The organism is Halorarius litoreus (assembly GCF_024362405.1).
Classification (GTDB): domain Archaea; phylum Halobacteriota; class Halobacteria; order Halobacteriales; family Haloarculaceae; genus Halorarius; species Halorarius litoreus.
Genome location: NZ_CP101454.1, coordinates 900212 through 925794, shown reverse-complemented (window position 1 = coordinate 925794; position 25583 = coordinate 900212). Strand labels below are relative to the sequence as shown.

General features: G+C 60.5%; 25 protein-coding genes and 1 pseudogene. 21 read left to right on the top strand and 5 right to left on the bottom strand.

Annotated elements, in window-relative coordinates:
• Positions 1-180: 180 nt before the first annotated feature.
• The 4 genes from NL126_RS04660 to NL126_RS04645 all read right to left on the bottom strand — a co-directional run bounded on the left by NL126_RS04660 (position 181) and on the right by NL126_RS04645 (position 4304).
• Complete coding sequence (locus tag NL126_RS04660; RefSeq protein ID WP_255197752.1) at positions 181-2295, bottom strand: type B DNA-directed DNA polymerase; 2115 nt, start codon at positions 2293-2295, stop codon at positions 181-183.
• The gene (locus tag NL126_RS04655) at positions 2276-2548 is read right to left on the bottom strand and encodes a DUF8156 family protein (RefSeq protein WP_255197751.1); all 273 of its coding nucleotides are present in this window, start codon (positions 2546-2548) and stop codon (positions 2276-2278) included. The genes NL126_RS04660 and NL126_RS04655 overlap by 20 nt, the downstream gene beginning before the upstream one ends.
• Positions 2548-3090, bottom strand: coding sequence for a P-loop NTPase family protein (locus tag NL126_RS04650; RefSeq protein ID WP_255197750.1), 543 nt, complete (start codon positions 3088-3090; stop codon positions 2548-2550). The genes NL126_RS04655 and NL126_RS04650 overlap by 1 nt, the downstream gene beginning before the upstream one ends.
• Positions 3091-3296: 206 nt before the next feature.
• Positions 3297-4304 carry a Cdc6/Cdc18 family protein gene (locus NL126_RS04645; protein WP_255197749.1) on the bottom strand — a complete coding sequence of 336 codons (1008 nt, stop codon included), beginning with the start codon at positions 4302-4304 and terminating at the stop codon, positions 3297-3299.
• A 239-nt stretch (positions 4305-4543) separates the two neighbouring features.
• On the opposite strand from NL126_RS04645, the gene NL126_RS04640 reads away from it, so the two are divergent.
• The 4 genes from NL126_RS04640 (at position 4544) to NL126_RS22015 (ending at position 7424) form a co-directional block, all read left to right on the top strand.
• The gene (locus tag NL126_RS04640; RefSeq protein WP_255197748.1) at positions 4544-5695 is read left to right on the top strand and encodes a hypothetical protein; all 1152 of its coding nucleotides are present in this window, start codon (positions 4544-4546) and stop codon (positions 5693-5695) included.
• Positions 5696-6028: 333 nt separating this feature from the next.
• Positions 6029-6655: a DUF6735 family protein gene (locus NL126_RS04635; protein ID WP_255197747.1), complete on the top strand. Its 627-nt coding sequence runs from the start codon at positions 6029-6031 to the stop codon at positions 6653-6655.
• 91 nt (positions 6656-6746) lie between these two features.
• Entirely contained in the window at positions 6747-7085 is a 339-nt protein-coding gene (locus NL126_RS04630; protein ID WP_255197746.1) for a MarR family transcriptional regulator, read from the top strand.
• On the top strand, positions 7086-7424 hold the full coding sequence (locus tag NL126_RS22015) for a type II toxin-antitoxin system PemK/MazF family toxin (protein WP_350355485.1): 339 nt from the start codon (positions 7086-7088) through the stop codon (positions 7422-7424).
• A 93-nt stretch (positions 7425-7517) separates the two neighbouring features.
• Here NL126_RS22015 and NL126_RS04625 read toward each other — a convergent pair whose 3' ends face one another.
• Positions 7518-7670 (bottom strand): hypothetical protein, encoded by a 153-nt coding sequence (locus NL126_RS04625; RefSeq protein WP_255198904.1) that lies wholly within the window; start codon positions 7668-7670, stop codon positions 7518-7520.
• Here NL126_RS04625 and NL126_RS04620 point away from each other — a divergent pair.
• The 17 genes and pseudogenes from NL126_RS04620 (at position 7638) to NL126_RS04540 (ending at position 25555) form a co-directional block, all read left to right on the top strand.
• Positions 7638-7934 (top strand): SWIM zinc finger family protein, encoded by a 297-nt coding sequence (locus NL126_RS04620; RefSeq protein WP_255198892.1) that lies wholly within the window; start codon positions 7638-7640, stop codon positions 7932-7934. The two genes, NL126_RS04625 and NL126_RS04620, sit on opposite strands and share 33 nt — an antisense overlap.
• An 85-nt stretch (positions 7935-8019) precedes the next feature.
• Positions 8020-8379: a helix-turn-helix domain-containing protein gene (locus NL126_RS04615; RefSeq protein ID WP_255197745.1), complete on the top strand. Its 360-nt coding sequence runs from the start codon at positions 8020-8022 to the stop codon at positions 8377-8379.
• The gene (locus NL126_RS04610; protein WP_255197744.1) at positions 8376-8723 is read left to right on the top strand and encodes a type II toxin-antitoxin system PemK/MazF family toxin; all 348 of its coding nucleotides are present in this window, start codon (positions 8376-8378) and stop codon (positions 8721-8723) included. The genes NL126_RS04615 and NL126_RS04610 overlap by 4 nt, the downstream gene beginning before the upstream one ends.
• Before the next feature lie 142 nt (positions 8724-8865).
• On the top strand, positions 8866-9789 hold the full coding sequence (locus NL126_RS04605; protein WP_255197743.1) for a transcription initiation factor IIB: 924 nt from the start codon (positions 8866-8868) through the stop codon (positions 9787-9789).
• Positions 9790-10100: 311 nt separating this feature from the next.
• Positions 10101-10535, top strand: a complete 435-nt coding sequence (locus NL126_RS22010; RefSeq protein WP_350355484.1) for a DUF7985 family protein — start codon at positions 10101-10103, stop codon at positions 10533-10535.
• A 14-nt stretch (positions 10536-10549) separates the two neighbouring features.
• Positions 10550-12307, top strand: a complete 1758-nt coding sequence (locus NL126_RS04595; protein ID WP_255197741.1) for a DUF8186 domain-containing protein — start codon at positions 10550-10552, stop codon at positions 12305-12307.
• Positions 12304-13107, top strand: coding sequence for a hypothetical protein (locus tag NL126_RS04590; RefSeq protein ID WP_255197740.1), 804 nt, complete (start codon positions 12304-12306; stop codon positions 13105-13107). Before NL126_RS04595 ends, NL126_RS04590 begins: the two co-directional genes overlap by 4 nt.
• Before the next feature lie 3 nt (positions 13108-13110).
• A complete protein-coding gene (locus tag NL126_RS04585; RefSeq protein WP_255197739.1) occupies positions 13111-14235 on the top strand; it encodes a TrbL/VirB6 family protein in 1125 nt (374 codons plus the stop codon).
• Entirely contained in the window at positions 14235-15323 is a 1089-nt protein-coding gene (locus NL126_RS04580) for a TraC-like domain-containing protein (protein ID WP_350355483.1), read from the top strand. Before NL126_RS04585 ends, NL126_RS04580 begins: the two co-directional genes overlap by 1 nt.
• A 32-nt stretch (positions 15324-15355) precedes the next feature.
• Positions 15356-17413, top strand: coding sequence for a VirB4 family type IV secretion system protein (locus tag NL126_RS04575; RefSeq protein ID WP_434084177.1), 2058 nt, complete (start codon positions 15356-15358; stop codon positions 17411-17413).
• Positions 17406-18569, top strand: coding sequence for a phage NrS-1 polymerase family protein (locus NL126_RS04570; RefSeq protein ID WP_255197736.1), 1164 nt, complete (start codon positions 17406-17408; stop codon positions 18567-18569). Before NL126_RS04575 ends, NL126_RS04570 begins: the two co-directional genes overlap by 8 nt.
• A gap of 146 nt (positions 18570-18715) precedes the next feature.
• Positions 18716-19156 (top strand): hypothetical protein, encoded by a 441-nt coding sequence (locus NL126_RS04565; protein WP_255197735.1) that lies wholly within the window; start codon positions 18716-18718, stop codon positions 19154-19156.
• Positions 19153-20244, top strand: coding sequence for a tyrosine-type recombinase/integrase (locus tag NL126_RS04560; RefSeq protein WP_255197734.1), 1092 nt, complete (start codon positions 19153-19155; stop codon positions 20242-20244). Before NL126_RS04565 ends, NL126_RS04560 begins: the two co-directional genes overlap by 4 nt.
• Before the next feature lie 661 nt (positions 20245-20905).
• Positions 20906-21639 (top strand): annotated as a pseudogene (locus NL126_RS04555) (IS6 family transposase).
• A 363-nt stretch (positions 21640-22002) separates the two neighbouring features.
• On the top strand, positions 22003-22425 hold the full coding sequence (locus NL126_RS04550) for a hypothetical protein (RefSeq protein WP_255197733.1): 423 nt from the start codon (positions 22003-22005) through the stop codon (positions 22423-22425).
• A gap of 78 nt (positions 22426-22503) precedes the next feature.
• Complete coding sequence (locus NL126_RS04545) at positions 22504-22914, top strand: hypothetical protein (protein WP_255197732.1); 411 nt, start codon at positions 22504-22506, stop codon at positions 22912-22914.
• A 1276-nt stretch (positions 22915-24190) separates the two neighbouring features.
• A complete protein-coding gene (locus NL126_RS04540) occupies positions 24191-25555 on the top strand; it encodes an MATE family efflux transporter (RefSeq protein ID WP_434084176.1) in 1365 nt (454 codons plus the stop codon).
• Positions 25556-25583 lie beyond the last annotated feature (28 nt).

Genomic DNA, 25583 nt, shown 5'->3' with positions numbered 1-25583 from the left:
GGAAACGTGCCGCGACCGCGCGACCGTTCTTGATGCAGATGGTCGAGTACGCGGCCGATTGCGAGCTTCTCGATTCCACGACCGACAGGTCGGTTGGTTGGGGTCACTCCCATACACGAAGCGTCGCAGGGTTCGTACATAGCACTCGGTCGCTGGCTTCCGGGTTTCCGGGTTACAACATCAGGTGAACGACCCGAGCGTTCGGTCAGTCGTCTCTCTGAGTGCTCGCCGTACACGTGCCTCGTCGTACCCCATCGGCGAGAGCACGCTCGTCGCCGCACGAATCAGCTCCGTGGCGTAATACTCGGCATCGTACTCTTCGAGCGCTTCGAACGGAAGTCGGACCCGGTAGCGACCACGTGCATCGTCGTCAGCCACCACGTACGTCACGTCTTGCCCAGGCGATCGCTCGATACCGAGGTGTCGAGCCCGGAGTAACGCTGCCACGGTCAACGTTCGCTGGGTGTACGCCTCAAGCGGCTTCGAGGTACGGGCTCGACATACCAGCTCGGACGGGTCGACATCACCACGTCGAAGCACGGTGAGTGCCAACTGGAGCTCCTCGACCACGGCCTCGGGGTCCCGAGTCCGGTCGTACGTCTCGACCAGTCGCTCCTGTACGGTGGCGATGTAGTCGGGCGTCGACCGCTGGCGGGTCTCGATCCCCCGGAATTTGTACTCGTCGCGTCCTGCGACCTTCCCGAAGTATTTCGTCAGCGCTCCGGCCTCGGAGTCCCGCTTGGGAACGAACGCAACCCACTCGAAGTCGTTCTCGTGTTCGAGTCGGATGCCAACCGACTCGGAGATGTCCACACAGATATCGGCGAGCGGCTCCGGTGACGCCTCACGTGGCGTCACCCACAGCGAGTCGACGATGCCATGGATGACACGCCACCCACCGGCTTCGAGCCGGTCCTTCGCGTCGAGCATAATCTCGCGGGCGAAGGCGTTGATTGCCTCGTGGCACTCGATACGCCCGAACTTCGCGTTACGATATCCCTGATACCCGAAACACGAGACGAGAATCCACTTCAGGGCATCCGACCGGCCCTCTAATCGTGTGACTTCCGAAGGGTCGTCAGCCGCAGCGATTCGCTCCTTTAACGCCGCCCGGTCGTCGATAATCGGTCGCAGTACATCGGGCAAGAATCCCCGCTCGTCACACAGACTGTAGCCGAGTCCCGGCACGTCCTCGCCGTCGTGACAGTCGCAATCGACGGTCTCGGGCGAGATGTTGAACTCGCACATGATGGTCGGATAGAGACTGGCGAAATCGACCTCGGACACATCCTCGTGAACACCCACCTCCGGCGAAAAGATGTAGCCACCCCGATCGGCAGCGTGGAGTTGCTCGACGGTTTTGAACGCCTCGGCGTCCCACTTGTTCCACGGCACGAGCACGTCTCGCGACATCGCCTCGCGTATCTGAATCGCAGTGAGGATGTTCCCGATAGAGCCCCACGCCGTCTCCTGTATCGGCTTCCACGACCGCTCGACGAGGTCGAGGATGCCCGGCAGCCCACCACGGGCGAGCATGAAACTGTTCGAGCGGTCGATGAGCGCCCGCCCGGGAACTGCGAAGCGAGCCGGAGAGTGGCCGACCCGGCCGTAACTCTCGAACGTGCTCGTCCCGGCGAGTTGCTGGTAGCCCGGCCCCCGTCCGAGATGGAACGGCTCCACGCCCACCGACGCGGCAGTCTCGTGGAGTAGCGGCACCAGTTGTGCCGACGACAGGAGCAGTACATCGGGGTCGTGGCTTCGAAGCCGCTCTCGAACTACCCGAAGCACGACCGCCGTATTTCCTGCGATGGGGTCCCCATCGAGTCGTAGCTGGTCGACCGCCTCGGCTGCGAGATGCTGTTCGGGGAGCGTGAGTTCGAGCAGCCGCAACTCACGTGCGGGAACCGGTCGCGTTCTGGTCTCGAGACAGTAGCGGAACTGCGGCGAGAAGTCGACGTTGTAGAGGGAGAACGTCGCCGGCTGGAAGGCCTGCGGTTCGTAGTGGTGTCGAACCTCATGGGCGAACGTTCGGATCTCGCCTACCCTCTCAAGATCAACCCGGAGGACATCCGAGCGGTCATCGGCCGCGAGCGTGCGATACTGCTGTTCGCTGCCCGTTGTGACGACCTTCGGGTCGTCGAGTATCATCGTCTCCAGGTCAGCAAGTGCAGCGGTCGGCCCGCCGACGTACACAGTCGGTCGGTACGTAGTGTTCCGTCGCGTCACGACACCATCGGCGGTTGCGTGCCACTCGACGACGCCGTCACCGCGGACCTCAACGGTCAGCAGCGACATCCTCCTCCAGCGTCGCCAGGCGCTCTGCCAGTGCGCGGCGCTCGGCTTCGAGCCCGACGAGCATCGAGAGCACCATCGCCGTCTCGGGGTCGGCCCGGTTGAGATAGCCCGCGGCATCGGCGTATCGCTCGGCGTACTCCAGTACGGCATCGAAATCCTGCTTCGACTCGAAACGGAGTGCGCGTCTGAACTCGCTCCACCCCTCCCGTTGGTGCTGAAGATATCGGCGATAGGTCGGGTTCGTGCGCCCCATCAGACGACCCCCGCGAACTCGGCAGCGGTCGCCGCCTCGACGAGCGACGTCTCGTCGACGGCACCGTAGAGGTCGACCCAATAGGGGATGGTCGTCTGCCAGTACGCGCCATCTCGATACACGGTCGTCTCGACATCGTCGCCCTCGTAGCGAAGCCCGAACTGCGTGCGGTCACACCGAAGTGTTCGGTCGGCACTTGTTCGCAATTGGTTGGCGAGATCGTCGTCGTATGCTGTCGAGACGAGTACGGGCACGTCGTAGGTATCGGCGAGGCCGACGAGCCCACGGAGGACGGTATCGAGGAACGTCTCGCGTTCGTGCTCGGGAACGTCATCGTCGCGATAGAGGCTGGTCAGATTCGGGAGACAGACGAGTTCGGTCCGGGGGGTCACGGCGTGCAGCAGCTCACGACACAGCGCGAAGTGCTGATACGCGGTGAACGCCCGGGCGATACGCAACCCGGAAAGCACGCGATCGTGGCGAGCGAGTTCGTACAGCGTGTAGGTACTCGCCACGTTCCGGCTGTCGACCCAGTAGGCCATCCCGCTCGACGAAAGGGTATCGAGGACGAGATGGTGGAAACCAACCGAGTGCGGGCTCGACGTGGACAAACAGGTCACGCCAGGACCGAGGTCTGGAATGGCCATGCCAGGCGTTGAGCCAGATCGGAGTTGCGGTGTCATGAGCGACGACACACTGGCGAGGCGGATAGTAGCGGACTGTGGCCTTCCGGGTTTCCGGGTTGGAATTAGCTGCGGGCCTGGTTCGGGTGATACCGCCGGCTGGGGCCGTCACCCTCACTCTCGACGAGCCCGTAGTGATCAAGCTTGCTCAGGTACTTCCGCACGGTCCGATTCGTCTTCGGCTCGTCGGCCCGCTGTTCGTACTTTGCATAGACATCCTTCGGCATGAGGGATCCGTGCTCAAGCAGAATATCGTAGACGAGCCGCTGGTCGTCGGTGAGCTTGTCGAGACTCCGCTGGCGGAGGTTGTCTTTGGCCTCGGGAATGGCCGAGTGGATGTGACTATCCGTGATTTCGGTTGCACCATCCCAGTCTGCCTCCTGGGCGGCCTGCCGAAGGAAGATAATCGCGTCGCGAGCGTTTCCCGCGGCTGCGTCCGCGATGTGTTCCAACTGTTGAGAGGAGATCGTTCCGGGGCGAAGTCCAGCATCTGCACGAGCCCGGAGAATCGCAACGAGTTCGTCCTGTGTGTAGCGGCCGAAGTGAACTCGCACGGAACCACGAAGCCGTGAGCGCACGCGTTCGTCGAGCGTATCGAGGATATCTGCCTCACGATTGGCGATGAGGATCATCGTGATTTCTGGGATGGACCAGAGTTCGCGAAGGAGGTTCTTGTCCTCGAGCTGGTCGACTTCGTCGAGGATGACAACGTAGGGACGGTCGAGGGTTTCGAGCCGTGCCAACATCTCATCCTGTGGCGTATTCCGGTGGATATCGTGCGTGGGTGCGACCCCATCGAGCAGGTCGAGCAGAACACGGAAGCGTTTGGAGTGATTCCAGCAGTCGACGTGCTTCGTCTCGACACCGAGCGCCTGTTCCTGTAGCCGCTCTGTGGTGTATCGTGCGAGACAGGTCTTGCCCGCGCCCGAGGGGCCGTCGATGAGGAGATCCTGGGGTTTCTCGCCGTCGAGGACGGGTTCGAGGGCATCGCGAAGTCGATTCTTCTCGACGTTCCGGTGGACGATGTCCCCGGGGACCCAATCAGCGTCAAGAGCGCGAGCATTGTGGAGCACGATTCAGTTACGCACCCCTATACCAGCGAGTCGATATAAGCGGAAGGGGATCGCTTCCGGGTTTCCGGGTTGAATCGGTTCCGGTGCATATCAGCAGCGACAGATGTAGAGATCAATGGGTTGCCGGCCCACTGGAGGCGCTGCCAATGTACCGCGGTCCTGCAGTGTCGCTCAAGGAGAGTTTATCTGCCCCTGACGGGCGAGGGGCGCAGAAGTGATTGCGTCCTTCGGAGTACTCGATGAAAGATCCGCAGACCGCCAGCACGTTCGCTGGCCTCGACGGTCGCACAGACACTGACCTCCCGGCGTGGTACACGGACCTCAACGACGTACCAGACCCGACCTCGTTCAGCGAAGCAATTCGGTCGCTTCCGCGTGCGACGAGTACTGAAGTCGCGTACAAGAATCCCTACACGGACGAGTGGATCGAGACAGAGCGGTTCAACGCTCTGGTCGAGCCGAATCGGCTCATCACCCAAGCCGGAGATCAAGACGAAGAGCCGCTGTTCCACGTGCCGACGTCCAATTACGCGGTGATCAACCCAACGGACGTTTACGCACCGTTGGAGGACGTGCTCTGCGAAGAGACGGTCGACGACACACCACTGGCCGAACTCGTGTTCGGCGAGGTCAGACAGTACCGCGGCGGTGGCGAGGTCCACATGGACATCATGTTCGACGGCCTCGATGTGACGCTTCCCGACCGTCGCGAGCCGATCACGATGGGTGTGACGACGGGCTACGACTTCTTCGGGAACAACGCGGTGTACGTCGAGGGGTTCGCTCGTGACACTGCATGCGCGAATTCGATTCGCTCGCTCACCGACCGGCAGGTCGTCAAGCACGTTGGCGACGTGGGGGATTTCGAGCAGTGGTGGCGTGACGTGCTCGGCCAGCTCGAACTCGTCGCGAACGATCTCCACGGATTCATCGCCGATGCGCAGGACCTCTCGGTCGACCTAACCGAGATGCCATTCGACCTGCCGGAGTTCTACGACCTGCTCGGGTTCCCGGAGTATCTGGCCGAGCGGGCTGCCGAGGACGCCCGGGCGAACGCGGCCGACCCGTTCGACATCGACATGTGGACGCTGCACTCGGGGGCGACCCACGCACTCACGCACTTCTTCCGCGGGAAGGAGGGGAGTTCCCTACAACAGTACGTGCGACTCGCGAACGACCTGCTGTTCAATCTGGAGACGAGTCTCCAGCGCGTGGAGACGAGCTACGAACAGCGCGTTGAGGCTGAGTCGGAGGGCGACCAACAGCACCTGGCCGCCGCGAGTGGCCTCGCACAGATCGAGCGGGTCAGCGAGGAGGTCCACGACCTGGCCGACCAGTTCGAACAGCGGGAGGCGCAGCTGCGAGAGCGGCTAGACGCAGTCGCGGAGTGACGGGGGCATCGGCACGGTGTCCTCGGTGTGACGAACGACTCTCGGGGCTCGTGGTAGTCGGCCCGACAGTCGCGATTGTCCAGCCGTGTGGACATCGCGTTCCACCGGAAGCGCTGGACCCCCGCCGAGGAGGATAGCACGAACGGACCCGTCCGAGCAACCACCGGCGCTACCTCGGCAAACATTCAAACGGAAACCCGAGGCCACAGACACTCGATGGACTCTTGTGGTCATCCATTCGTCGAGTTTCGGAGTTCCGCTGCGTCCCGACGCCGAGTTTATTTGCCCCTCACGGGTGAGGGGCGCGGGCACACGCGCCTCTCGGAGTCTGCAATGGGACACCGAGCACTCATCGCGTACGAACGCACCGACGGCAACTACAACCTGCACTACTCGCACTGGGGCGGCTGCCAGCTGCGCCTGAAACACCGCATCACCGAAGCGACACCATTCGGCGGCGAGATTCCCTCACAGTGGACGGGAGAGGTCCACGATGCCCTCGCCGCAGGTGAGGACATCGAGCGGCTCGCGGACCAGTATCATCTTAGTAGAGATATCCCGACCGACGTCGAACCGCTCCCGAGAGTGACCGACGTGGGGTTCGAGCAACTCCTCACGGACGAACTCGACTTTCTGCACCACGAAGCGTTCTACGTCGTCGACCGCGATTTCAGGGTGACGGCGTATCGGACCCTGTGGCTCGGACTCGAGTACGATTCGGAGCTCGTCACCGATAGTCCGACAGTCGGGCACGGCATCCTCAAGACGGTTCGCTGGCACGACGGGCACCCAGTCGGGGATGACTACACCCGTGGACAATTCGAGGCGGTGAAGCGCGTCGTCGGAGACATGGTCGATACGGGGGCGTTCGATCTGGACGGGGCACTCGAATACATCCGCGAGCAGACGCTCGAAGCGGTCGGCGATCCGACGACCGTCCGGGTTCGACGCCAACGGTAGCAACTGTGCCCCATCTCTCATTGATGAAGTACAGTATTGTACACTACGTACAGTCCGTACATATTAGTACAACTATCGCCGATATACGAGTATGCCAATCGACATCGACACGTTTCAGTCGTCCTCCGAAGAGGATCTCCGACACCGTGGAACGAACGCGGAGCGAGTGCTCTCGTTCCTCGCAACCAACTCCGAACAGGCGTTCACCCCTGGAGAGATCGCTGAGCGCACCGGCGTGGTTCGCAACAGCATCGGTGCCGTACTCTCGAGACTTGAAGAACGAGGCCTCGTTCGACATCGCGGTCATTACTGGGCGATTGGCGATGAGGAGGCGCTGGCGACCTATACGTCAACCCGGTCTACGGCGCGGGCGATGACTGAGCGATTTGGAGACGAGAATCCCGAGGAATGGAACTCCGGCAACGAATAGATGTCCGTAGTCAACCGTGGTGATGTAAGATGGGGACCAGCCCTGTTCAAGAACGGTGAGTTGTATCGCCCATGGCTTGTGGTGAGTGATGATACGTACCCGTTTGCTACCGAAGAATGCCTCGCTGTTGGGTTGACGACCACCGACCATTCAGCAGGGATTCAGGTCGAAGAAGATGATTGGACAGCTGGCGGGACATCCACACAGAGCTACGTCTCGCCGTGGTACTGTACAACGATCAAGCATGCCGACTTCGACCGGTATCAGGGACAATTGCGACCCTCCATTGTTGAGACTGTAGTGGCCCAACTCGGCCAGTACGTCGGTCTTGACTGTTGAACGGCTCCGAGCTCGGGCGTTTTCTGTGCGCCTCGACGGGCGAGGCGCTCACTGAAGCGCCCGAGCAACGTGCCAGATCATGTACTGACCCAGTTAGACGTGTCGAATCGGTTCCTGAAACGTGCCCAGTACGAGGCCTTCTCGTTTACAGTTCTCGACGACGGAGTCCTCGTCCGCAACGGCAGCTACACCAACCCCGACGACCACGAGTATCTGGTTGTCGTCCGCGACGGTCTCCCGGTTCACTGTACCTGTCCAGCGGACCAGGAGTACGCGCCGGCGTGCAAACATCGATTAGCGATCGCTATCCGCGAGCCAGTGCTGGCTGCGGTCCGCAAGCAAGCTTCCGATCGTCCGGTTGCAGACGGTGGCGTCGAAGCCACGTCCACGCCAGATCGTGAGGACTCCCGGACCGAGCCGCCGGAGTGGTGTGACTGTGCGGATTCATCGGTCGACTTCCCGTGTTGGGAGTGTTATGCCCGGGGTCGAAAGCCGCTCCCACAAGGGTAGCTGCTCAAGACTATTGTAGGCGAAGAATACAACATACAAGGATACATTTATACATGAATACGAGCAAAAGCCACCATACACACCAATGCCGATCAGTATCGATGAGTTCGACAAGCACGATTCCGGTACCGAACAACCGACAAATGCCGAGCGTGTCCTCCGGTTCCTGCTCGATAACCGAGAGCAGGCATTCAAAGCAACAGAAATCGCAGAAGGTTCCGGTGTTGCACAGAACTCGATTCACCCCGTGTTAAACCGTCTCGAGCGGCGTGAACTCGTCCGGCATAAGGAACCCTACTGGGCAATCGGTGATATTGAGGCTGTCCGCGATGCGTTCACCTTCCACTCAACAGCTGAATTTCTGGACGCCCACCTCGGGGAGGAACGTCGTTCGGAGTGGCTTGCGGCCGCAGACGAAGATGATGGCGAGGACCCCAACTCGTGAGCGCTCCGGCATTCGATGCGCTTGAGCGCGGCCACGTCGTGCTATCTGGCGATCCGTTCAGGCCTGATGACGAAGCGACGAGGCCATGGGTGGTTGTGAACAACGAGACACACCCGTTCGATGGGCAGCAGTACATCGGTATGGCACTGACAACGAAGACGTGGTACGACGCTCGCGTCCCCATACGGGCGGATGAGTATCACCGTCGAACCGCGCCACAGGAGAGTTCGATTGTTCCACACGCGATTGCATCACTCCAGCCCAATCTGATGACAGATTACGTCTGTCGACTCCGATCTGCCCCTATCGACAGAGCTGTCGACACGCTCTTCAACTATCTGTAGCCGACACGGCATCGTCCGGTCATTAGTCAGTAGGTCCATATCGGCGACGCAAGCCACTCCCGGACAGCTAACCGCGACCGCAGGCGAGTTTTTTGGCCCCGTGACGGGCGAGGGGCGCTGGAAGGCGTGCCTCGTGAGTTGAATGCAACGAGCAGACGTCTACGAGCGGCGGTACGATGAGTCGACCACACAGACAGACGCGAACACGTGCCCGGAGTGCGACGGCCGGGTGACGATGAACACTGCGGAGACGGTGTGTGACGACTGCGGGCTCGTCCTGGCAGACCAAGCGGTGGATACGGGGCCGGAGTGGCGCAACTTCGAGGACCGATCAAATCGCTCGCGAACGGGTGCGCCCCGGACCCCGTCGCGGCATGACCGTGGTCTCTCAACAGAAATCGGCTGGTCGACGGACGGAAATGGAAACGCGCTCTCGTCGACGAAGCGTCGAAAGTTCAGTCGGCTTCGAACGCAGCACTCGCGGGCGCAGCGGCGGGGCAAACGAGAGCGGAACGAGATGTACGGCCTCACGGAGATCCGGCGGATGACGAGCGCGCTCGGATTCACGAAGGCGTTCCGCGACCGAGCGTGTCGGCTGTTCTCGTCGGCGCAGGAAGCAGACCTGCTCCGTGGGCGGTCGATCGAAACGATTGCCGCAGCGAGCGTGTACGCGGCGTGTCGGTGTGAGGGGCGGCCCCAAACCGTCGCAGACATCGCACAGGTAGCACGGGTGCCGGAACAAAAGGTACGGAGCGGCTACAGCGTTCTCAACCGTGAACTCGGGCTACCGGCCGCTCCTCGTAGTCCCGAGCGGTTCCTTCCTCGATTCGTCTCCGAACTCGGGCTGTCGCCAGCGACGGAGCGGCGCGCTCGGGCAGTATTAGAGGCGGACGGAACACCAGAGACACGCGGATCCAACCCGGCAGGAGTCGCTGGTGGGGCGTTGCTTCTCGCAGCCGAGCGGACGAACGAACAGCATAGCTTCACGCAAGCCGAGCTCGCAGGCATCGCTGACGTGAGCGTTGTCACGGTGCGGCGGTACCGCGACGAACTCCGAGCGCTGTAAACTCGGGCAGCCGTCACTGCTGTCTCTTCGTTGACCCGTGACTCTCGGACGTGTTTCAGTATCTCCACAGCCCCGCAGCCCCACCACCCCACCCTCCGCTCCCGGCCGCCCGCTGGTTGGCCGGCAGCCACAACCAACCCACTAGAAGGGAGGGCCATGATAAGACAGAAATATTATGATATTCCAATATCGTCTATTACTGCCAATTCACGGGGAAGAGAACTTCTATGCCAATTATAATTCTCCACCAACACTTAATTATCATACGTTTAGGAACTTTTAATATGGGCATGGATAAGTGAAATATATCGATGACCCAGATCCATACTCCATCGACCGGACAAGGCGGTACACTCGAGTCGAATCGCCGTCTCCGCCGAGTATTACGACAACTGTTGCTCATCATCGGGCTGGTCTCGCTCATCGCAGTAGGACCAGTGGCGGCTCAATCAGACGCGACGAATCCCGTCTGTAATGACGAGTCGGACACCCTCGCGAACATGATAGAGGGATTCGTCCAGATCACGACCGGGCTTGGCATCATGGGACTGCTCGTTGTCTGGCAGTCCGATGCGCTGCTGTCGATGTTCACGTTCGGGCGTGAGCAGAAGGCGAAGCTGAAGGAGCACAAACGGGACGCCATGCGCTCGGCGGCCACACTGGTCGTCCTCGGGCCGCTATTCACCGTCGGCGGCTCGGCGATGGGCCTACCGATCGCACAGTGTGTGGACTTGATTCCATTCTGAACGCCCACATGCGCATGTCGTCGCTCGCCGTGACGCTGCTCGCACTCCTTCTCGTGAGTAGCGTCGCTCCCCAGTCGAGCGCTCAACCGCCGCGGCCAGGTACCGACGGCAACGGGCTCAACGAGAGTGAGGCCGCGACGCTGTGGAGCCACGACAATGACAGCCGCTACATCTCGAATGCGGCGTATCGGAAAGCATACGGGGAGAACCGCACCGCGGTACACCAGCTCGCGAACGGTACGGACCTGACGTTCACCCAACCGCCCACGACGGCAGCGCGGTGGACGCGAGCCGACCACCCAGAGTTCCCTGCTGGGAAAGCGAACGCGTCCGTCTACCCACCACACGCGAACCTGACGAACGGCACAATCATCCGCGATGCCCATGCCACGGTGTTCGCGGTCACCCCGACGACGACAGTCCATTCGACACCGAATGAGACGGTCGTCTACGCCGCACCACACGGGACGGTTCGGGGTGTCGTTGACTATCGCGTCGCCGTTCCAGCACAAACAACAGTCGGCAACCGGACGACCAGGTACTCGCTCGCCAGTCATCGTATCGAAGAAGTCCGGTTAGTTCGGGATGGCGAGGTCATCGCCCGAAGTGACGGCACGCATCACCCCACGCTACCATACGAACTCGATGCCGGGACCGAGACGCTTCGACTGGAAGCCGACATCCGCGTCTCACTCAGCGAATCCGTCCGTATCACGAACGCCTCTGCGGCCACGCCCCCCAATGGTACGACCCCCGACCGAACGGACAGTCGCACCCAGACGACGCGAACGAGCGAGACCGTCACGGTCTCGGACACTGTCACGATTCGCACGTACAACCTCCGCACCGAGGTGTCGACTGCTCGGTACCCGAACGGAGACCGGGGAATCGCCGTGTTTCGCAACGTCCCCTGGCAGGGGATTCAGCTGACGGTGAACGGCTCGCATCGAATCCGTGGCGTCTGGCGTTTCTACACTGCACGCGATACGCGATGGGACAGTCTGGTCCGGTCGACTGCCGCCAACGAGACGACCATCCAGTCGCCGGCACTGCCGGTAGCCGTCCACGCCTATCCGTCGAAGCTCGGTCCCCGGGCCGAACCGACCGGCAACGGTCCCGAACTCTTGCGCGTCTGGGGTGTGGACAGAGCGACACCCAGTACGGCACTCCCACCGAATGTCACCGTCGACGTGGTCGAACAGGAGTACACCACGTCGTACGGGCTTGCGATTCGGACGAGTGCTGGAACACCGCAGACCCTCCGTGTCAACGGCATCGTCCGTGGCGTGAACGCGACGCTCGAACGGGCAGGCCCACTACGTCCAATTCAGGAGAGCCGAGTCGAGGTCAGCGTCCTCTCCCAGACCGACGAACAGGCACGACTACTCGTACGGCTGACCGCGGCCGACACGGGTGAACCAATCGCGCTGTCACCAGCCGAAGACACGCGCTACGACCCAATCGTGGCCGGGCGCGACGGATACGTCGAGCTTGCTGGCGAGCGCCTACAGACGAACTCATCCGGGATGGCGACGCTGACCGTCACCGAGCCCGGCGTGTACACCGCCCAGTACGTACCGGGGTCGTGGCTGACGCATGACCCTGCGTACACGACTGCCGCAGACACGACGCGGTGGCATCCACTCGGCACTGTCGCCGGATGGCTCGACCTGCTGACGACGAGTCTCACCTGGTTCCTGCCGTTCGCCCTGGCGATCTATGCGGGGCGACGGCTGGGAACCATCTTCGAACCACGAGGCCGATATCCATGACAGAACACACACCAACCCGACGTACCGTGCTTGGAACCGCTGCCGGGACGCTCACGGCGCTCGCAGGGTGTACCAGTTCAACCCAGCCTGGAAGTTCTGGCGACCCGTTCCAAGATGTAGCCGTCAATGAGGCGACGGTCGTTGTATCGCTGGCTCCAGAGAATCAGGCAGAGCGTGTGAATCTAATCGACCCGAAAGGAGAGCGCGTTGGGTCATCGAAGGTCGTCAGCGGTGAGACGCGGCTTGAGTTCGACCTTGGGATGACCTACACGCCGGGGGAGTTCGACGTCGTTGCGGAACCGACCGGTGAGACATCGATTGAGATTCAACCAGATGTTGAAATCCAGGAGGTCGGTGTTGGAGCGAACCATTTGGATCGGATACCAGATGCACTCGGTTCCATGAAAGAAGAGGAAGCGCTGGTCGTTGTTGAGAACAAAGGAAATGGCCCGGTCAGCATCCGAGATTTAATCTTCAGTGGTGATGTGCCGAATCCGACAGACAGTATTCGCGATTCTGAAAATAGAAGCGGTATTTTTGACACACAAGACGAGAAGGGAGAAGCATCGGACATCACGCTGTTTGGAGGAGACCAGGAGACGTTGTTCTCAACAACCATTCCATTCTCATTTGAGGGTAGCGGACGCGACTGTGAGCCGACGCCCTATTCGGCTGAGTTCACCACCTCATTGGCTACCTCAATAGACGGAAAATCGGTTGAATCTGAATTCAAAATCAGATACTCGGGGGCACAGGAGTACGATGGTTGCTCGGTGACTGTGGAGGGCCCTATAAAATAATCCATGCCGGACGTACCGTTCTCTGATTTCGGTGTCAAGTGGTTCGAAGATATTGTTGGAAAGGTCACCAGCTGGTTTACTGACGAGATTATCAATGGGTATCAGTCACTGAGTAATGAGCTCTTCAATACGCCGCTCCCCCAAGGAGAAGGAGTTGAGGTAGTGTTTGGAATCCCTGCACAGGGAGATAATCCTTGGCACAGTATCTACCAAGGCGTTGTTGGGGGTGAAGTGATGATTCTAGCATTGCTCGTACTATTTCTCTCCGTGCAAGGCCGTCACTTCATCCGAATATTCGGGATGGGTAGCGCATACTCAAACCAGTATTCGCGTCGAAATGCTTGGACTGGAGCAGTCCTTATCGTAGGTTGGTATTGGGTTGCTGTCTTATCTCTGTATTTCGTGAAGGGGCTGACAATCGGACTGATTCCAGATGTCTCGAGAGTCGGTGAAGCACTCTACACAATGCTCCCCGCAGCCGCCGGCAATCCCATGCTGACGATGTTCCTCGCTGGTCTCGGTGGGATTGCGATGGTCCTGCTGAAAGCCGTGTACTTCATTCGCAATGTTCTGCTGTTCATCTACCTCTACGGGATGCCGATCGGGATCGCCATCATGTACGGCAACATCCCGATCCTGTCTCGTATCGCCAAGCGTCTGTGCCTGCAGTTCATCCCACTCGCTATCCTCCCGCTTCCGGCAGCCATTCTCTTCCGTGGGTACGCGTTGCTGTTCGCAGGTGACCAGATGATCACGCCAAGCGACGCCTTCCTTGCGTACTTCGTCGTGGTCTCGCTTCCTGTTCTCGCGCTGTACGTGACGTGGAAGACGTTCAGCTATGCGAGCCCGCTCGTCGCAGGAGCGATCGGCACGGCATCGAGAACTGCGGTGGGTCTCGGCGTTATCGCAGGACTCGGCTACGGCGTCGGGCCCAAAGCGGCAACGACAGCCGCCCGATGGGGGCCGAAAGCCGGCGTCGGCCACGCAGCAGTGTCCCACTTGGCGGGCAGTGAATCGGCAGGGGACGCCCAGAAAACAGCACAGACTACGCAGGACAACATCGCGACGGACGCGTCCGGGGGCGTCCCGTCGTACCGTCGGAGTGAGAACGACCCCGGCTACTACTGATGACTTCAGACAGCTCAGCCGCCGGTCGGCGAATCATGAATCAGCTCGGAGAGAAGCAACGAATTCCGCGACTCAACGTTGACGAGGGGGACGTCGGTGTGGTACTTGGCTTCCCAGTTGCAGGCCTGTTTCTCGGGACCTTCATCAGCCACATCCTCGTGCTACCTCTCGTTCTCCTTGGACTGACGCTCGGCGTTGCAGTCACCTACGCGGCACCGCCACATCTGACGGCGTGGACGTGGCTCCGCGATGTGACGCGACACTACATGCTACGACCACAAATGACGCTCTCGCGACCAGCAGACGCCGAGCATGCGAGTACAGATGGCGGCGTCGTCCAGTACACACCATTCACCCCGAGTGAACGAACACAGGACCTGACGAGTGTCCGGCGAGCCTGGCCCGGCACCGGGGCCGTCGAGCGTGAAGACGGGTCGATGGAGGCGTTCATCGAGATCGCTCCGTCGAATATGGACTTCGCGATGTCCGGCGACTGGCAAGCTGTCCAGGAGGCTGGCGAAGCGTTCGCCAACTCGGAGCTGCGGTTTCCTCTCACTATCCACACGACGACGCGAGCGTTCCCTGTCGACCGGCTCGTCGACCAACTGGAAGACCGGCTCGACGACCCCGACGTGGATGCGAACCCGGCGTTCGAGCAGCTCCTGAACGAGTACCGGGAGCAGCGACCGGCAGAGCTCGCCGACACCCGCCAGCACCGCTACTATCTCGGGATCGAGGTGTCGCCGCTCGAAGTGTACAACCGCTACGGGCAGGAACCGACGCCCGGTGAGAAGCTCACCGAGATTCCGATCATCGGGGTACTGTTCACGCCGTTCGTAACGCGTCGCGCCGACCTCGCTGCCGCTGAACGCAGACAGGCGATGTTCGAGAAGCTCGACGAGCGCATTCGGACGGTCCGAACCGAGTTCGTCGAGGACGTCGCCGGGTGGTCAGCGACCCGACTCAGCACACTGGAGGTGTTCGTCCTCGCCGCAGAGTTCTGGAACGGCGAGGAGTACGAGGACCCCGACCGCTTGCTGCGAACTGAGCCGGCTGTCGGAGAGAGCCAGCGGAGGGCCGACCAGTGAGCCCAAACGAACTCATCCAACAGGTGAGCAGCATCGTGGCGAATCGACCGGACCTCGTCTCTCCGGGTGGCGTGTTCGTCTACGGTATCGGTACCGTGCTCGTCGTCATCGGGATTGCGCGCCTCCTCGAGTGGAAACGGAGGCGTTCCGAGCCGGATGTCGAACTCGCAGACGTACTTGACGACGAGACCCTCGCCGCAGGCACACGAGAACGGTCGGCATTCGATACCCTCGCGGAACGCCACCAGTCGGTGATCGCACCTGCGGCCGTCGAGTGGGAGACACGAACGGCCCGCCTCGGTGATCAGTGGACGAGGACGCTCTCCATTGCCGAGTACCCCGACTACCCCAGCGACGGCTACCTGAGCGGGCTGTTCGAACTCACGGACGTGGAGTTCGACCTGACGGCTCACGTCACGCCGAAGCTGCCGGATCGAGCTCGCGACCAGTTGCAGGAGACCGCCGACGATCTACAGGCGGGAGCCGACATCGACGACAGCGTCCGCGGTGCCTACCTCCAGGAGCGTGCAAACGAGGCGGCAGCGACGTACAAAGCCGTCGAGAACGGCCAGCGCGTGTTCTCACAGTCGCTGTTCGTCACCGTCCGCGCCGACTCGAAAGCCGAACTCAGAGAGGCCGTCACGCGGGTCCGGTCGACGCTTCGCGAGCCACCAGCGCGACTCGAACCGGCGACGGCCATCTGTCTCCAAGACAAGGCCCTCCAGTCGGCAGCACCCATCGGCGGCGACGAACTCGGCCGCGGAGCCATCGCCCTGGGCGGGGCTGTTGGGGCGTTGCTCGCGTCTCCACACAACCCGACGATTCTCGAATCCGGCGGCGTGGAGTACGGCATCCACAAGGACACACAGAGCCCGCTTGTCGTCGACCCGTTCGCCCGGGAAGACGGCTACGCGATGTTCACTGTCGGCGACCCAGGGTCGGGCAAGTCGTTCGGTGCGAAGCAGAACTTCATCCGGAGTATCGAGCAAGATCCCGACCGAATCGGCGTCATCCTCGAGCCGCTGAACAACTGGAACGGCGTGAGCGAAGCCCTCGGTGGCAAGCAGATCACGGTCGGTGGGACACTCGGGCTCAACCCGCTTGAGATCAAGCCGACGCCAGACCACGTCCTGCAGGCGCGTGGTGACGACGCCAGTCCGCTGAAAGAGCGCCGCGAGCGAGCCATTTCGTTCTTCACGAACTTCTTCGCCGCCCGTGGTGTCGACCTTGGCGACCGGCGAACGACCCTGGAGGCAGCGTTCGACGAAGCGTACGAACAACAGGGTATCACCGAGGATGTCTCCACGCACGACAACCCGAGCCCGACCGTCCGTGATGTGCTCGACATCCTAGAATCGATGAGCGACGACCCGGACGAGTACGTCATCCGGACTGCGGCCGAAGCAGAGAAGATTGAAGAAGACGCTGTCTGGCTTCTCGACCAGTTGCGTCCATTCGCCGAAGGTGGCCAGTTCGAGAATCTCGGTCGCGAAAGCGAATTCGACATCCGCGATGAGAAGATTATCTATCTCGATCTTGTCCAGCAGGGTGGCCAGCTCGGCGGCCACACGAGCCTGCTGATGGAGTTGCTCATCTCGCTGGTGTACGAACGGGCCAAAGAGACAGACAAGGAAGTGGTGTTCATCGTAGATGAGTCGCGTTATCTTCTGAAGGACGCGGCGACCCTTCAGTATCTGGAGACCATCTTTCGACACCATCGCCATCACGACCTCTCGATTCGACTGGTAACCCAGACCGTCGACGAGTTCTTCCAGGACGATGTGGCGAAGATGATTCTGGATCAGTGTGCCGTCAAGCAGTTCCACAAACTCGACGGGATGAACACCGACGTCGCAAACGAGTTCGGGCTGAACCACGCCCAGATGCGATTCGTTCAGGACGCGATTCCCGGCGACGAAGAGAAAGGCTACTCACAAGCATTGCTCGGCGTCGACGGTGAATGGCGTGGGATGGAAGTCAGAGCGCTCGAGAAGGAGCAGGAGGTCATCGAGTACGACCCACGAACCGCCGGCAGCGAGGATCAGGCAGCGATGTTCACCGATGCAACGGCGGGGGCAGACGATGACTGAACGTGCCCTGCCACCAGCCGATGCACTCCCGGCGGCGATGGTGACGCGGCCCCAGTGGTTGTGCTGGCGACCGGAAGACCGTGACGGGAAGACAACGAAGGTGCCAATCGACCCCTCGTCGGGAAGCTACGCCTCGACGACCGACTCGGCGACGTGGAAAGACTTCGCGACGGCCCGTGACTACGCGGATCTGGAAGACATCGGTATCGGCTTCGTGTTCACCGACGACGACCCGCTCGTGGGTGTCGACCTCGACGACTGCCGCGACCCAACTACAGGTGAACTTACTGAGTGGGCGGCGGATATCGTCACGCGACTCGATTCGTTTACCGAAGTGAGCCCATCGGGAACGGGCGTTCACGTCATCGTGAAGGGGACGCTTCCCGAGGGTCGCAATCGCCAGGGTGACGTTGAGTTGTACGAGACAGCGCGGTTCTTCACCGTCACTGGCGACCATGTCGAAGAGACGCTTGAGACTGTGGCCATCCGCGATGACGCACTTGCAGCAGTCCACGCAGAGTATCTTGCCCCACAAGACACAAACCAGTCGTCGGGTGACGCAACAGCCACGGAAGGTACACCCACTTCAGCCACCGACGGAAACGACGGGAACGATCTTGGTGATGAGGAGTTGCTTGAGAAGGCCCGGAGTGCCGCCAACGGCGAGAAGTTCGACCGGCTGTATCGCGGGAATACGAGTGGGTATGAGAGTCAGTCGGAAGCGGATATGGCGTTGTGTTCGTTGCTCGCGTTCTGGACCGGTGGTGATGCACATCAGATGGATCGTTTGTTCCGCGAGTCCGGGCTCTATCGAGAGAAGTGGGACGAGGTGCATTTCAGCGATGGCGCAACGTACGGCGAGCGAACGATCGAACGCGCGATCGCTGGCACGTCAGATTTCTACGGGGACGACGGGCAGTGGTCGCTCTTCCCTGAAACAGGGACCCAGCCGACCGGTGGAGGGGCAGCTGAACAGTCACAACAAACTGCTGACGTTGCCGCGATTGAGTCTCTCCAGGCGGAGATTAGACGACTCGAAGCGGAAAACGAGCGATTGTCTGAGGAGCTCGCGGCCGAGCGTGAGCGTCGTGAAACCCTCGAATCAGAACTCGCTGAACAGGAGAATCGTGGCCTGTTCAGCAGGTTCCGAGACTGAGTCTCAGAATTTCGGTTGAGCATTCGAGATATCGGTCAGCAGAGAGACGCAGCCCTGTTTTTCTGTGGCCGGCAACGGGTGCCGGCCACAAGCAAGTGGCCGGGTGAGCGATGAGACGAACGCAATCTTCAGATCCGACGGACCGAATGGGCGTGTACAAACGACTTTCTGAGGTACCCTCTCATCGGCGGCTCGAACGGTACGCGAGCGAGTACGAGGATGCCGACACGTACGAGAGGTTCCTCGTCGAGGAGCGATTCGACGAGGTCGAATCGGAGCGTTGCCGGCAGAAGTATCGGCTCGCGGGTCGCCGCTGGAAAGAACACATCGAATCACGGGGACGCCACCACGCACTTGCGCGGCCAGCGGACGTTGAAGCGTGGCTGGACGGCTTGCTGGACCGCGTGTCCCTCAACACCGCCTACAACGTGTACTGGGTCAAACTCGAACAGTTCTACTCCTGGTTACAGCACCACCCGGATCACCCACACACCTACCACCCACTGTGGATGGCCGCAGCCGAGTCCGAACACGCAGGTATCGTCTGGGAGCGAAAGATCGACCGTGGACGGGCGTATCACGAATGACTGACCAAGACCACTCCAGAGAAGAGATAGCAGCGGCGTTTGGCCGCTCAACCGACCCTCTCGCACAGTACGCTTCGACGTTCGAAACGATCAGCACAGACCCGTTCGAGGTCTTCCTCGAAGACGCCCTCACGTCGAAGGACATAGCGCCTCGAACTGAACGCGGGTACCACCGGGTGATCAAGCAGTGGAAGACGCACATGGAGACCGAGGGGCGCCACCCGGCGTGTCCAGCGATAGACCATCTTCGTAGATTCATCCATCACGAGCAGACCGAGAAGGGTAATCACCCGGATACAATCTCGGAGAAGCTCCGAAAACTCGAAGAGGTGTATCGCTTCTGGCAGTCCGCACCGAGCTTTCCCCATACACAGGAGTACAACCCGTTCACGGTCGTCAAACAGACCGTCTCGATGGACGCCCCCGAACAGAAGAAACTCCCCAACATCCCGTTCACTGAGCTCCGGGACATCATCAGTCGAATCGATCGACTACGCGACCTCGTTATCATTTGTCTCCAGCTCAAACTCGGCCTTCGAGCGAGTGAGGTGTGTAATCTCGTTCTCGGTGAACTCGACGTTTCAGACGATGACCTTCAGAGCCATCACCCGGAAATCGGCGACCACTGGATGCTCGATGGTCGGCCGAACGCGGTATACATCCCACACGACCGATACGGGAACAAGTCGGGGCGACCGCGTGTCCTCCCACTAGACGAGGAACTTGAGGACATACTCACGAGATACCTGCTCGTTCGACCCGATACCGGCGTTCCGTGGGTGATCGTCTCACAGAAGGGGCACAAGCTAACGAAGCAGTTCGTGACCGAAACGTGGCGCCGCTGGTTCCATCCGGAGTATGCAGAGACGGAGCACCATCGCTCCGTGTTGAGCCACTATGGTCGACACCGCTTCACGACGTACTGGCGAGTCCAGCAGGACCTGCCACGGCCGCTGGTGAAGTACATGCGCGGGGATCGCCCGGACAGTGAGTCCGTGACTGATCGTGCCGGAATTGACGAGTACATCCACACGTACTACGAAGATATCGAGCCAGTGTACCGACGAGAAATATATCGGTTGCTATAGATCAGAATAATCACCGCCCGAGTGCACCGTAGAAGTTGACTAATGTATTTGTGAAATTGCTTTTCAAAAGTAGTTGTGCAAATTGCTACAACAACCAGTATATTGGATGACATCCAGATCAATCGCCTCAAAACGGCGGTTAACGAGGCTGACAATACGAAAGCCGCGACGCGGCTGAAGGTGCACCGAGTGGACGAGGTACGAGCGGGACGCCCGCCGAAAATCTCTAACGAATAGCTGCAGTGGTCGAGTCGCGGATCGCCGAAAACCCGACGCGTTCGGCCACTACGCTGAGACATGGCGGGCCGAGAATCTGCGTGACTACATCCATAAGACATTCGACGCTGAGTGCTCGGCGGCGGACATCAGTCGGACGTTCTTCGACCGGCATCGTTACAAATAAATATGTTTTCAAAGGTGCGAAATGGTGTCAAAACAAATCTGCCGAATTATCGTCTATTGCTATCGTTTTCACTGGAAAACAGCGCTCGCGATAATCCAGTGAATTACAATTATATATGCATATGAGTAATTTAGTTCCAACCTGCAGAACTAGGATGGAATCAGAGCTGAAGTCGTGTAGTTACTCTGGTAGCATACGCATAGGGGCACTGTCTAGTTAGGCCAATTTGAGAAGCGAGCAGTTCGTAGATCTAGTGCTTTGCTCGACCTAGAACTGCTCACAGAGTCGTTGGAAACGGCGAATTATGAATGTTGGCAGCGGGAGCGGACGGCGACGCCCGTCAGGGCGTTCGCCGTCCGACTCCATGCTGCCGGTTTGCCGCGTAGAGAGACAGAAGCGATTCTTCGGCTACTCGGCGTAGAACGCTCGTTTCAAGCGATTTTCCAGTGGGTACATCGGCTGGCTGACAGCGTTTCCGACCCGCCGACGTTCGGGAGAGCAAAGCTCTCCCGCAGCCCAGCAGAAATCGAAGATTTCTGCGGACGGCGCAGCCGAGGCGGGTCGCGATCGACGAGACCGCTGTCAAAATCAACGGCGAGTGGTCTTGGTTGTACGCTGCAATAGACCTCGACACAAACGTAATTCTTGACGTTGCGTTGTTTGAACGTCACGGGACTGATCCGGCGGCTGCGTTTCTCCACGGAGTGTGCGAGAAACACGATTGTTCTGAGACTGTGTTTCTAGCCAATGCCTTTGGCTATCGGACTGCCTTCTCTCGATTAGGGTTGAACGGTCGGGTCGACTACACAGACCGAAACTTGATCGAAAAATGGTTTCACACGTTCAAAATGAGAGTCGACCGTTTCCACAACTCGTGGGTGGGCAGTCGGCTGAGCGTCCGCCAGTGGCTTGCAATGTTCGTTCATTACTATAACTTTCAGCGACCGCATCAATCGCTCGGCGGTCGAACGCCAGCTCAGGAGGGTAACTAGACAGTGCCGGATTCATCAATCAGTAGCTGGTGGGTCAGATTTCGACACAATCTGCAATAATGCCTGAGTACACGCTCCCACCAGCCGATGCACTGCCGGCGGCGATGGTGACACGGCCACAGTGGCTGTGCTGGCGACCGGAGGACCGTGACGGAAAGACAACGAAGGTGCCAATCGACCCCTCGTCGGGAAGTTACGCCTCAACGACATCCGGTACGACCTGGAGACCGAACAGGAGAGCCTCGAAGCGACCACTCGCGAACAGCGAGAACTCGAGGAGGAACTGGCCGACCTCCCCGAGACACCGGTGGGCGAGATCGACGAACTCGACTCCGCGACCAGAAACAGCGACTCGAGAGCGAGGTGAACGAACTCCAGAGCGTCATCGGGTTCAACGAGGAGATGCTCGACGACGCCGGCTCGAGTGCCTTCGCGGGACTCGCCGGCACGGAAGCCGAGAACGTGACCGACCAGCTGCTCGACGACGACGAGGTGACCTGCTGGACGTGTGGCAGCGAGGTCGACCAGGAGCAGATCGAATCGCGCATCGAGACGCTCCAGGAGCGGCGCGAGACGATGACCGAGGAGATCGAGACGGTCGAGGCGGAGGTCGAGGAACTGGAGAGCGAAGACTACAGCGCGGTGCTCGACCTGCACAAGGAGGCGAACCAGCTCGAGTACGAACTCGGGAAGCTGGAGACCGACCTCGAGCGCGTCGACTCTAACGTCCGCGAGATCGAGAACCGGATCGCCGAACAGGACGAGATCGAGAGCCGACTCGACTAGATCTCCGAGGAGATCGAGTCGCTCCGGACGAAGATCGAGCGGATCGAGCAGGGTACCGTCGACCAGTTCAACGAGCACATGGACACGGTCCTCGAACTGCTCGACTACGCGAACCTCGAACGCATCTGGATCGAGAAGGTCCATCGAGACGTCCGTGAAGGGCGGCGGAAGGTCACGAAGAGCGTGTTCGAACTCCACGTCATCCACACGTCGGCGTCGGGTGCGGCGTACGAGGACACGGTCGACCACCTCTCGGAGAGTGAACGTGAGGTGACCGGACTGGTGTTCGCGCTCGCGGGCTATCTCGCCCACGAGGTGTACGAGCGCGTCCCATTCGTACTGCTGGACTCGCTCGAAGCCATCGACTCCGAGCGCATCGCAATGCTCGTCGAGTATCTCGACGATTACACCGGCTACCTCCTCGTCGCGTTGCTCCCCGAAGACGCAGCCGCACTCCCCGACGAGTACGAACGGATCACCGAGATATAGTCACGAGGGGACTGCACCGTACTTGGTTCGCTGTCGTCGACCGTCGACATCCGCCCCACTTTCCCCCGCCGTGGGTACGAACTACCTCCTGACTCGCGACTACGCAGGTCGGGACCGGTGGCTCGAGCCACCGCCTAGATACAGAAAAAGTTGTATTCTTAGATGACAAAGCTAGTTAGACTAATTGAGGAGGTTCATGTTCCACGGGGAAACTCGACCGATCCGAGAAACGCCCAATCGAAGCCGCCCTCCTGACGAGCGGAAACACGGCGATCCCCAGCTCCTGGAACGAACAGTATCAGAGTCCGATTTGGGCACAGTCGCACGAATGACTCGAGTACAGGGGTGGAGACGATAGTATCGAAGCCTCCGCGACCAGTTCCGAACCGCGTTCGACATCGAGTGCTCTACTCTCGGCGTCGACCGGACGTTCTTCGACTAGCATCCGTCGAAATGACTTCAATTAATACTGATACACCAGAGTTGTCCCGAGATAGCCAGTCGTATCGTCTCGTTTCCCTCTTACACTTTTCTCGGTACGCAGTCGATAGCTCGTACACGCTTATTTTAATTAGATAGTACGTCAGGTCACCAATCTAGACGTTTTCTCCGAGAGACGAGCGACGACTGGACGGTCGTGTTCGCTACGCTCGTCTAGGCGACTACGTTCGTCGTGACCGAGCGATGGCTCGCGAATCTCGTCGATCGCATCGTGACCGAGGCAACTCTCGGTCGATCTCTCGATGGAATGACGAGGAGTAGGTTCCCTACTCCTCGGACAGACGTTTACCGGTGTCGTGAGGTACGGTGGTCGATCGGCGATTCTCCGGAGTCGCGAGCGACAGCCTCAGGCGTAGCTTGATCGGGGCTACACGGTGGTTGCAATCTCGCTGAGTCCGGCACTCGATATGCGGGGTGCAGGTAATTAAATGTGCTGGACAATAGCATGGTAGTGCACAACGAACAGTGGAGTTCAGTGGTTCCTCCGCACGCAGGAGGACGAAATACACGAGTTTCGCACTCGGAGCCATCCCCGAAAGCCGATTGCGGTGACCAGTTGGAGGGTTCGTGGCGTGTGTACTCACCTGTGACTGCCTCCCATCGTCCATTCCAGAGCCGATAGGTACGACAGCAAAACCGTTTTCATGGGTCGAGAGGCCCGCTTCGAACCGATAGACGCCGAGGCTCGTCCACCGTCGAAACTCGGATACGGCGCTTCGCGTGTATCCATACATTAATGCCTCAGACGTGAGTCTACGTGGTGTTGAACGCAGGCCTGCGTGATCGCCTCCGCCAGACCTGGCGATCCGCGCTACGACTGTCGTGGCCGGTCGCCGTACAGCAACTGCTCAACACGTTGATGCGGTCCGTCGATATCGTCGTCACCGGGCTCTTCTCCCCGGCAGCGGTCGCTGCGATCGGGTTGGCAGACCTGTACGCTCAGATCCCGTTCCGAATCGGTCGAGCGCTCGGGACCGGTGCGATCGCGCTCTCGAGTCAAGACACCGGCAGAGGTGACGTGACGGCTCGCGACCAGGCCGTCACGCAGGCCGTACTGATCGGGTTCCTGGTCGGGCTGCCCATCGTTGCAATCGGCTTCGTCCTGGCGGAGACGTTCATCCGCCTCCTCGGGGCGAACGCGGCGGTCGTGGAGCTGGGCGGACTGTACCTGACGGTGGTCTTCGCCGCGGCACCGATGCGGATCGTCGCGCTCGTCGCTGCCCGGTCGCTGCAGGGGACTGGTGACACGCGAACGCCGTTGCTCGTGAACGGGGTCGCGAACCTGCTCAACATCGTCGGGACGGTCAGTCTGGGACTCGGACTGTTCGGCGCTCCGCGGCTCGGCATCCTCGGTGTCGGGCTCGCAACGGCGGTGAGTCGCGGACTCGAAGCCACAGCGATGCTGGGGGTTATCGCCGCACATCGAACTCCACTCTCGCTCCGCCGGCCCCGAGACCGGACGGTCACGCGCCAGTTGCTCGGCGTCAGCCTCCCGAACTTCGCCGAGGGGATGAGCACCTCGGTCGCGAGTTTCCCGTTCAACGCCCTCCTGCTCGTGTTCGGGACGGAGGTGAGCGCGGCGTACCACATCAGCCGTCGTATCTACCAGCAACTCGCTGGTCCACTGTATCGCTCGTACAGTGTCGCTGCGAGTATCCTCGTCGGGATCTCACTCGGCGAAGGAGACCCGCTCGGTGCCCGGTTTCAGGGACTGGCGATCACCGCACTCGGTGGACTCACTGTCGGCTTCGTGGGGGCGCTCCTCTGGATCGGCGCGGGACCCCTGGTTCGGATATTCACGACCGATCCGGCGACCGTCACGTACGCCACCGATTTCACCCGCCTCTCGGGGGTGTCGATGGTGTTCTTCGGCATCTTCTTCCCGCTGGCCGGGAGCTTGCAGGGGGCGAGCGACACCCGGACACCGTTCTACGCCCGCTTCACGGGCACGTTCGGGTTCATGCTCGGGTTCAGCTACCTCGTGGGCCTGCATCTCGGGTACGGGCTTTCGGGGGTCTATGTCGGCATCGTGTTGACGTACGTCTGGTGGGCACTCGTCGCGTGTACCGGGTTCCTGTGGGGGGACTGGGCAACGCGGGCAGAACGGATGATGGCCGACCGCGGCCAGCCCGCCGAGTAGTCCGGTGTCTCCTGATAGCATCTGTAGA

What these genes read in the sequence shown, in the direction of transcription:
- NL126_RS04580 (WP_350355483.1), top strand. Translation starts at nt 14,235, where the DNA reads ATGACTTCAGACAGCTCAGCCGCCGGTCGGCGAATCATGAATCAGCTC.
- NL126_RS04655 (WP_255197751.1), bottom strand. Translation starts at nt 2,548, where the DNA reads ATGGGGCGCACGAACCCGACCTATCGCCGATATCTTCAGCACCAACGG.
- NL126_RS04640 (WP_255197748.1), top strand. Translation starts at nt 4,544, where the DNA reads ATGAAAGATCCGCAGACCGCCAGCACGTTCGCTGGCCTCGACGGTCGC.
- NL126_RS04560 (WP_255197734.1), top strand. Translation starts at nt 19,153, where the DNA reads ATGACTGACCAAGACCACTCCAGAGAAGAGATAGCAGCGGCGTTTGGC.
- NL126_RS04660 (WP_255197752.1), bottom strand. Translation starts at nt 2,295, where the DNA reads ATGTCGCTGCTGACCGTTGAGGTCCGCGGTGACGGCGTCGTCGAGTGG.
- NL126_RS04650 (WP_255197750.1), bottom strand. Translation starts at nt 3,090, where the DNA reads ATGGCCTACTGGGTCGACAGCCGGAACGTGGCGAGTACCTACACGCTG.
- NL126_RS04545 (WP_255197732.1), top strand. Translation starts at nt 22,504, where the DNA reads ATGGACACGGTCCTCGAACTGCTCGACTACGCGAACCTCGAACGCATC.
- NL126_RS04570 (WP_255197736.1), top strand. Translation starts at nt 17,406, where the DNA reads ATGACTGAACGTGCCCTGCCACCAGCCGATGCACTCCCGGCGGCGATG.
- NL126_RS04565 (WP_255197735.1), top strand. Translation starts at nt 18,716, where the DNA reads ATGGGCGTGTACAAACGACTTTCTGAGGTACCCTCTCATCGGCGGCTC.
- NL126_RS22015 (WP_350355485.1), top strand. Translation starts at nt 7,086, where the DNA reads ATGTCCGTAGTCAACCGTGGTGATGTAAGATGGGGACCAGCCCTGTTC.
- NL126_RS04635 (WP_255197747.1), top strand. Translation starts at nt 6,029, where the DNA reads ATGGGACACCGAGCACTCATCGCGTACGAACGCACCGACGGCAACTAC.
- NL126_RS22010 (WP_350355484.1), top strand. Translation starts at nt 10,101, where the DNA reads ATGACCCAGATCCATACTCCATCGACCGGACAAGGCGGTACACTCGAG.
- NL126_RS04590 (WP_255197740.1), top strand. Translation starts at nt 12,304, where the DNA reads ATGACAGAACACACACCAACCCGACGTACCGTGCTTGGAACCGCTGCC.
- NL126_RS04605 (WP_255197743.1), top strand. Translation starts at nt 8,866, where the DNA reads ATGCAACGAGCAGACGTCTACGAGCGGCGGTACGATGAGTCGACCACA.
- NL126_RS04630 (WP_255197746.1), top strand. Translation starts at nt 6,747, where the DNA reads ATGCCAATCGACATCGACACGTTTCAGTCGTCCTCCGAAGAGGATCTC.
- NL126_RS04615 (WP_255197745.1), top strand. Translation starts at nt 8,020, where the DNA reads ATGCCGATCAGTATCGATGAGTTCGACAAGCACGATTCCGGTACCGAA.
- NL126_RS04595 (WP_255197741.1), top strand. Translation starts at nt 10,550, where the DNA reads ATGTCGTCGCTCGCCGTGACGCTGCTCGCACTCCTTCTCGTGAGTAGC.
- NL126_RS04585 (WP_255197739.1), top strand. Translation starts at nt 13,111, where the DNA reads ATGCCGGACGTACCGTTCTCTGATTTCGGTGTCAAGTGGTTCGAAGAT.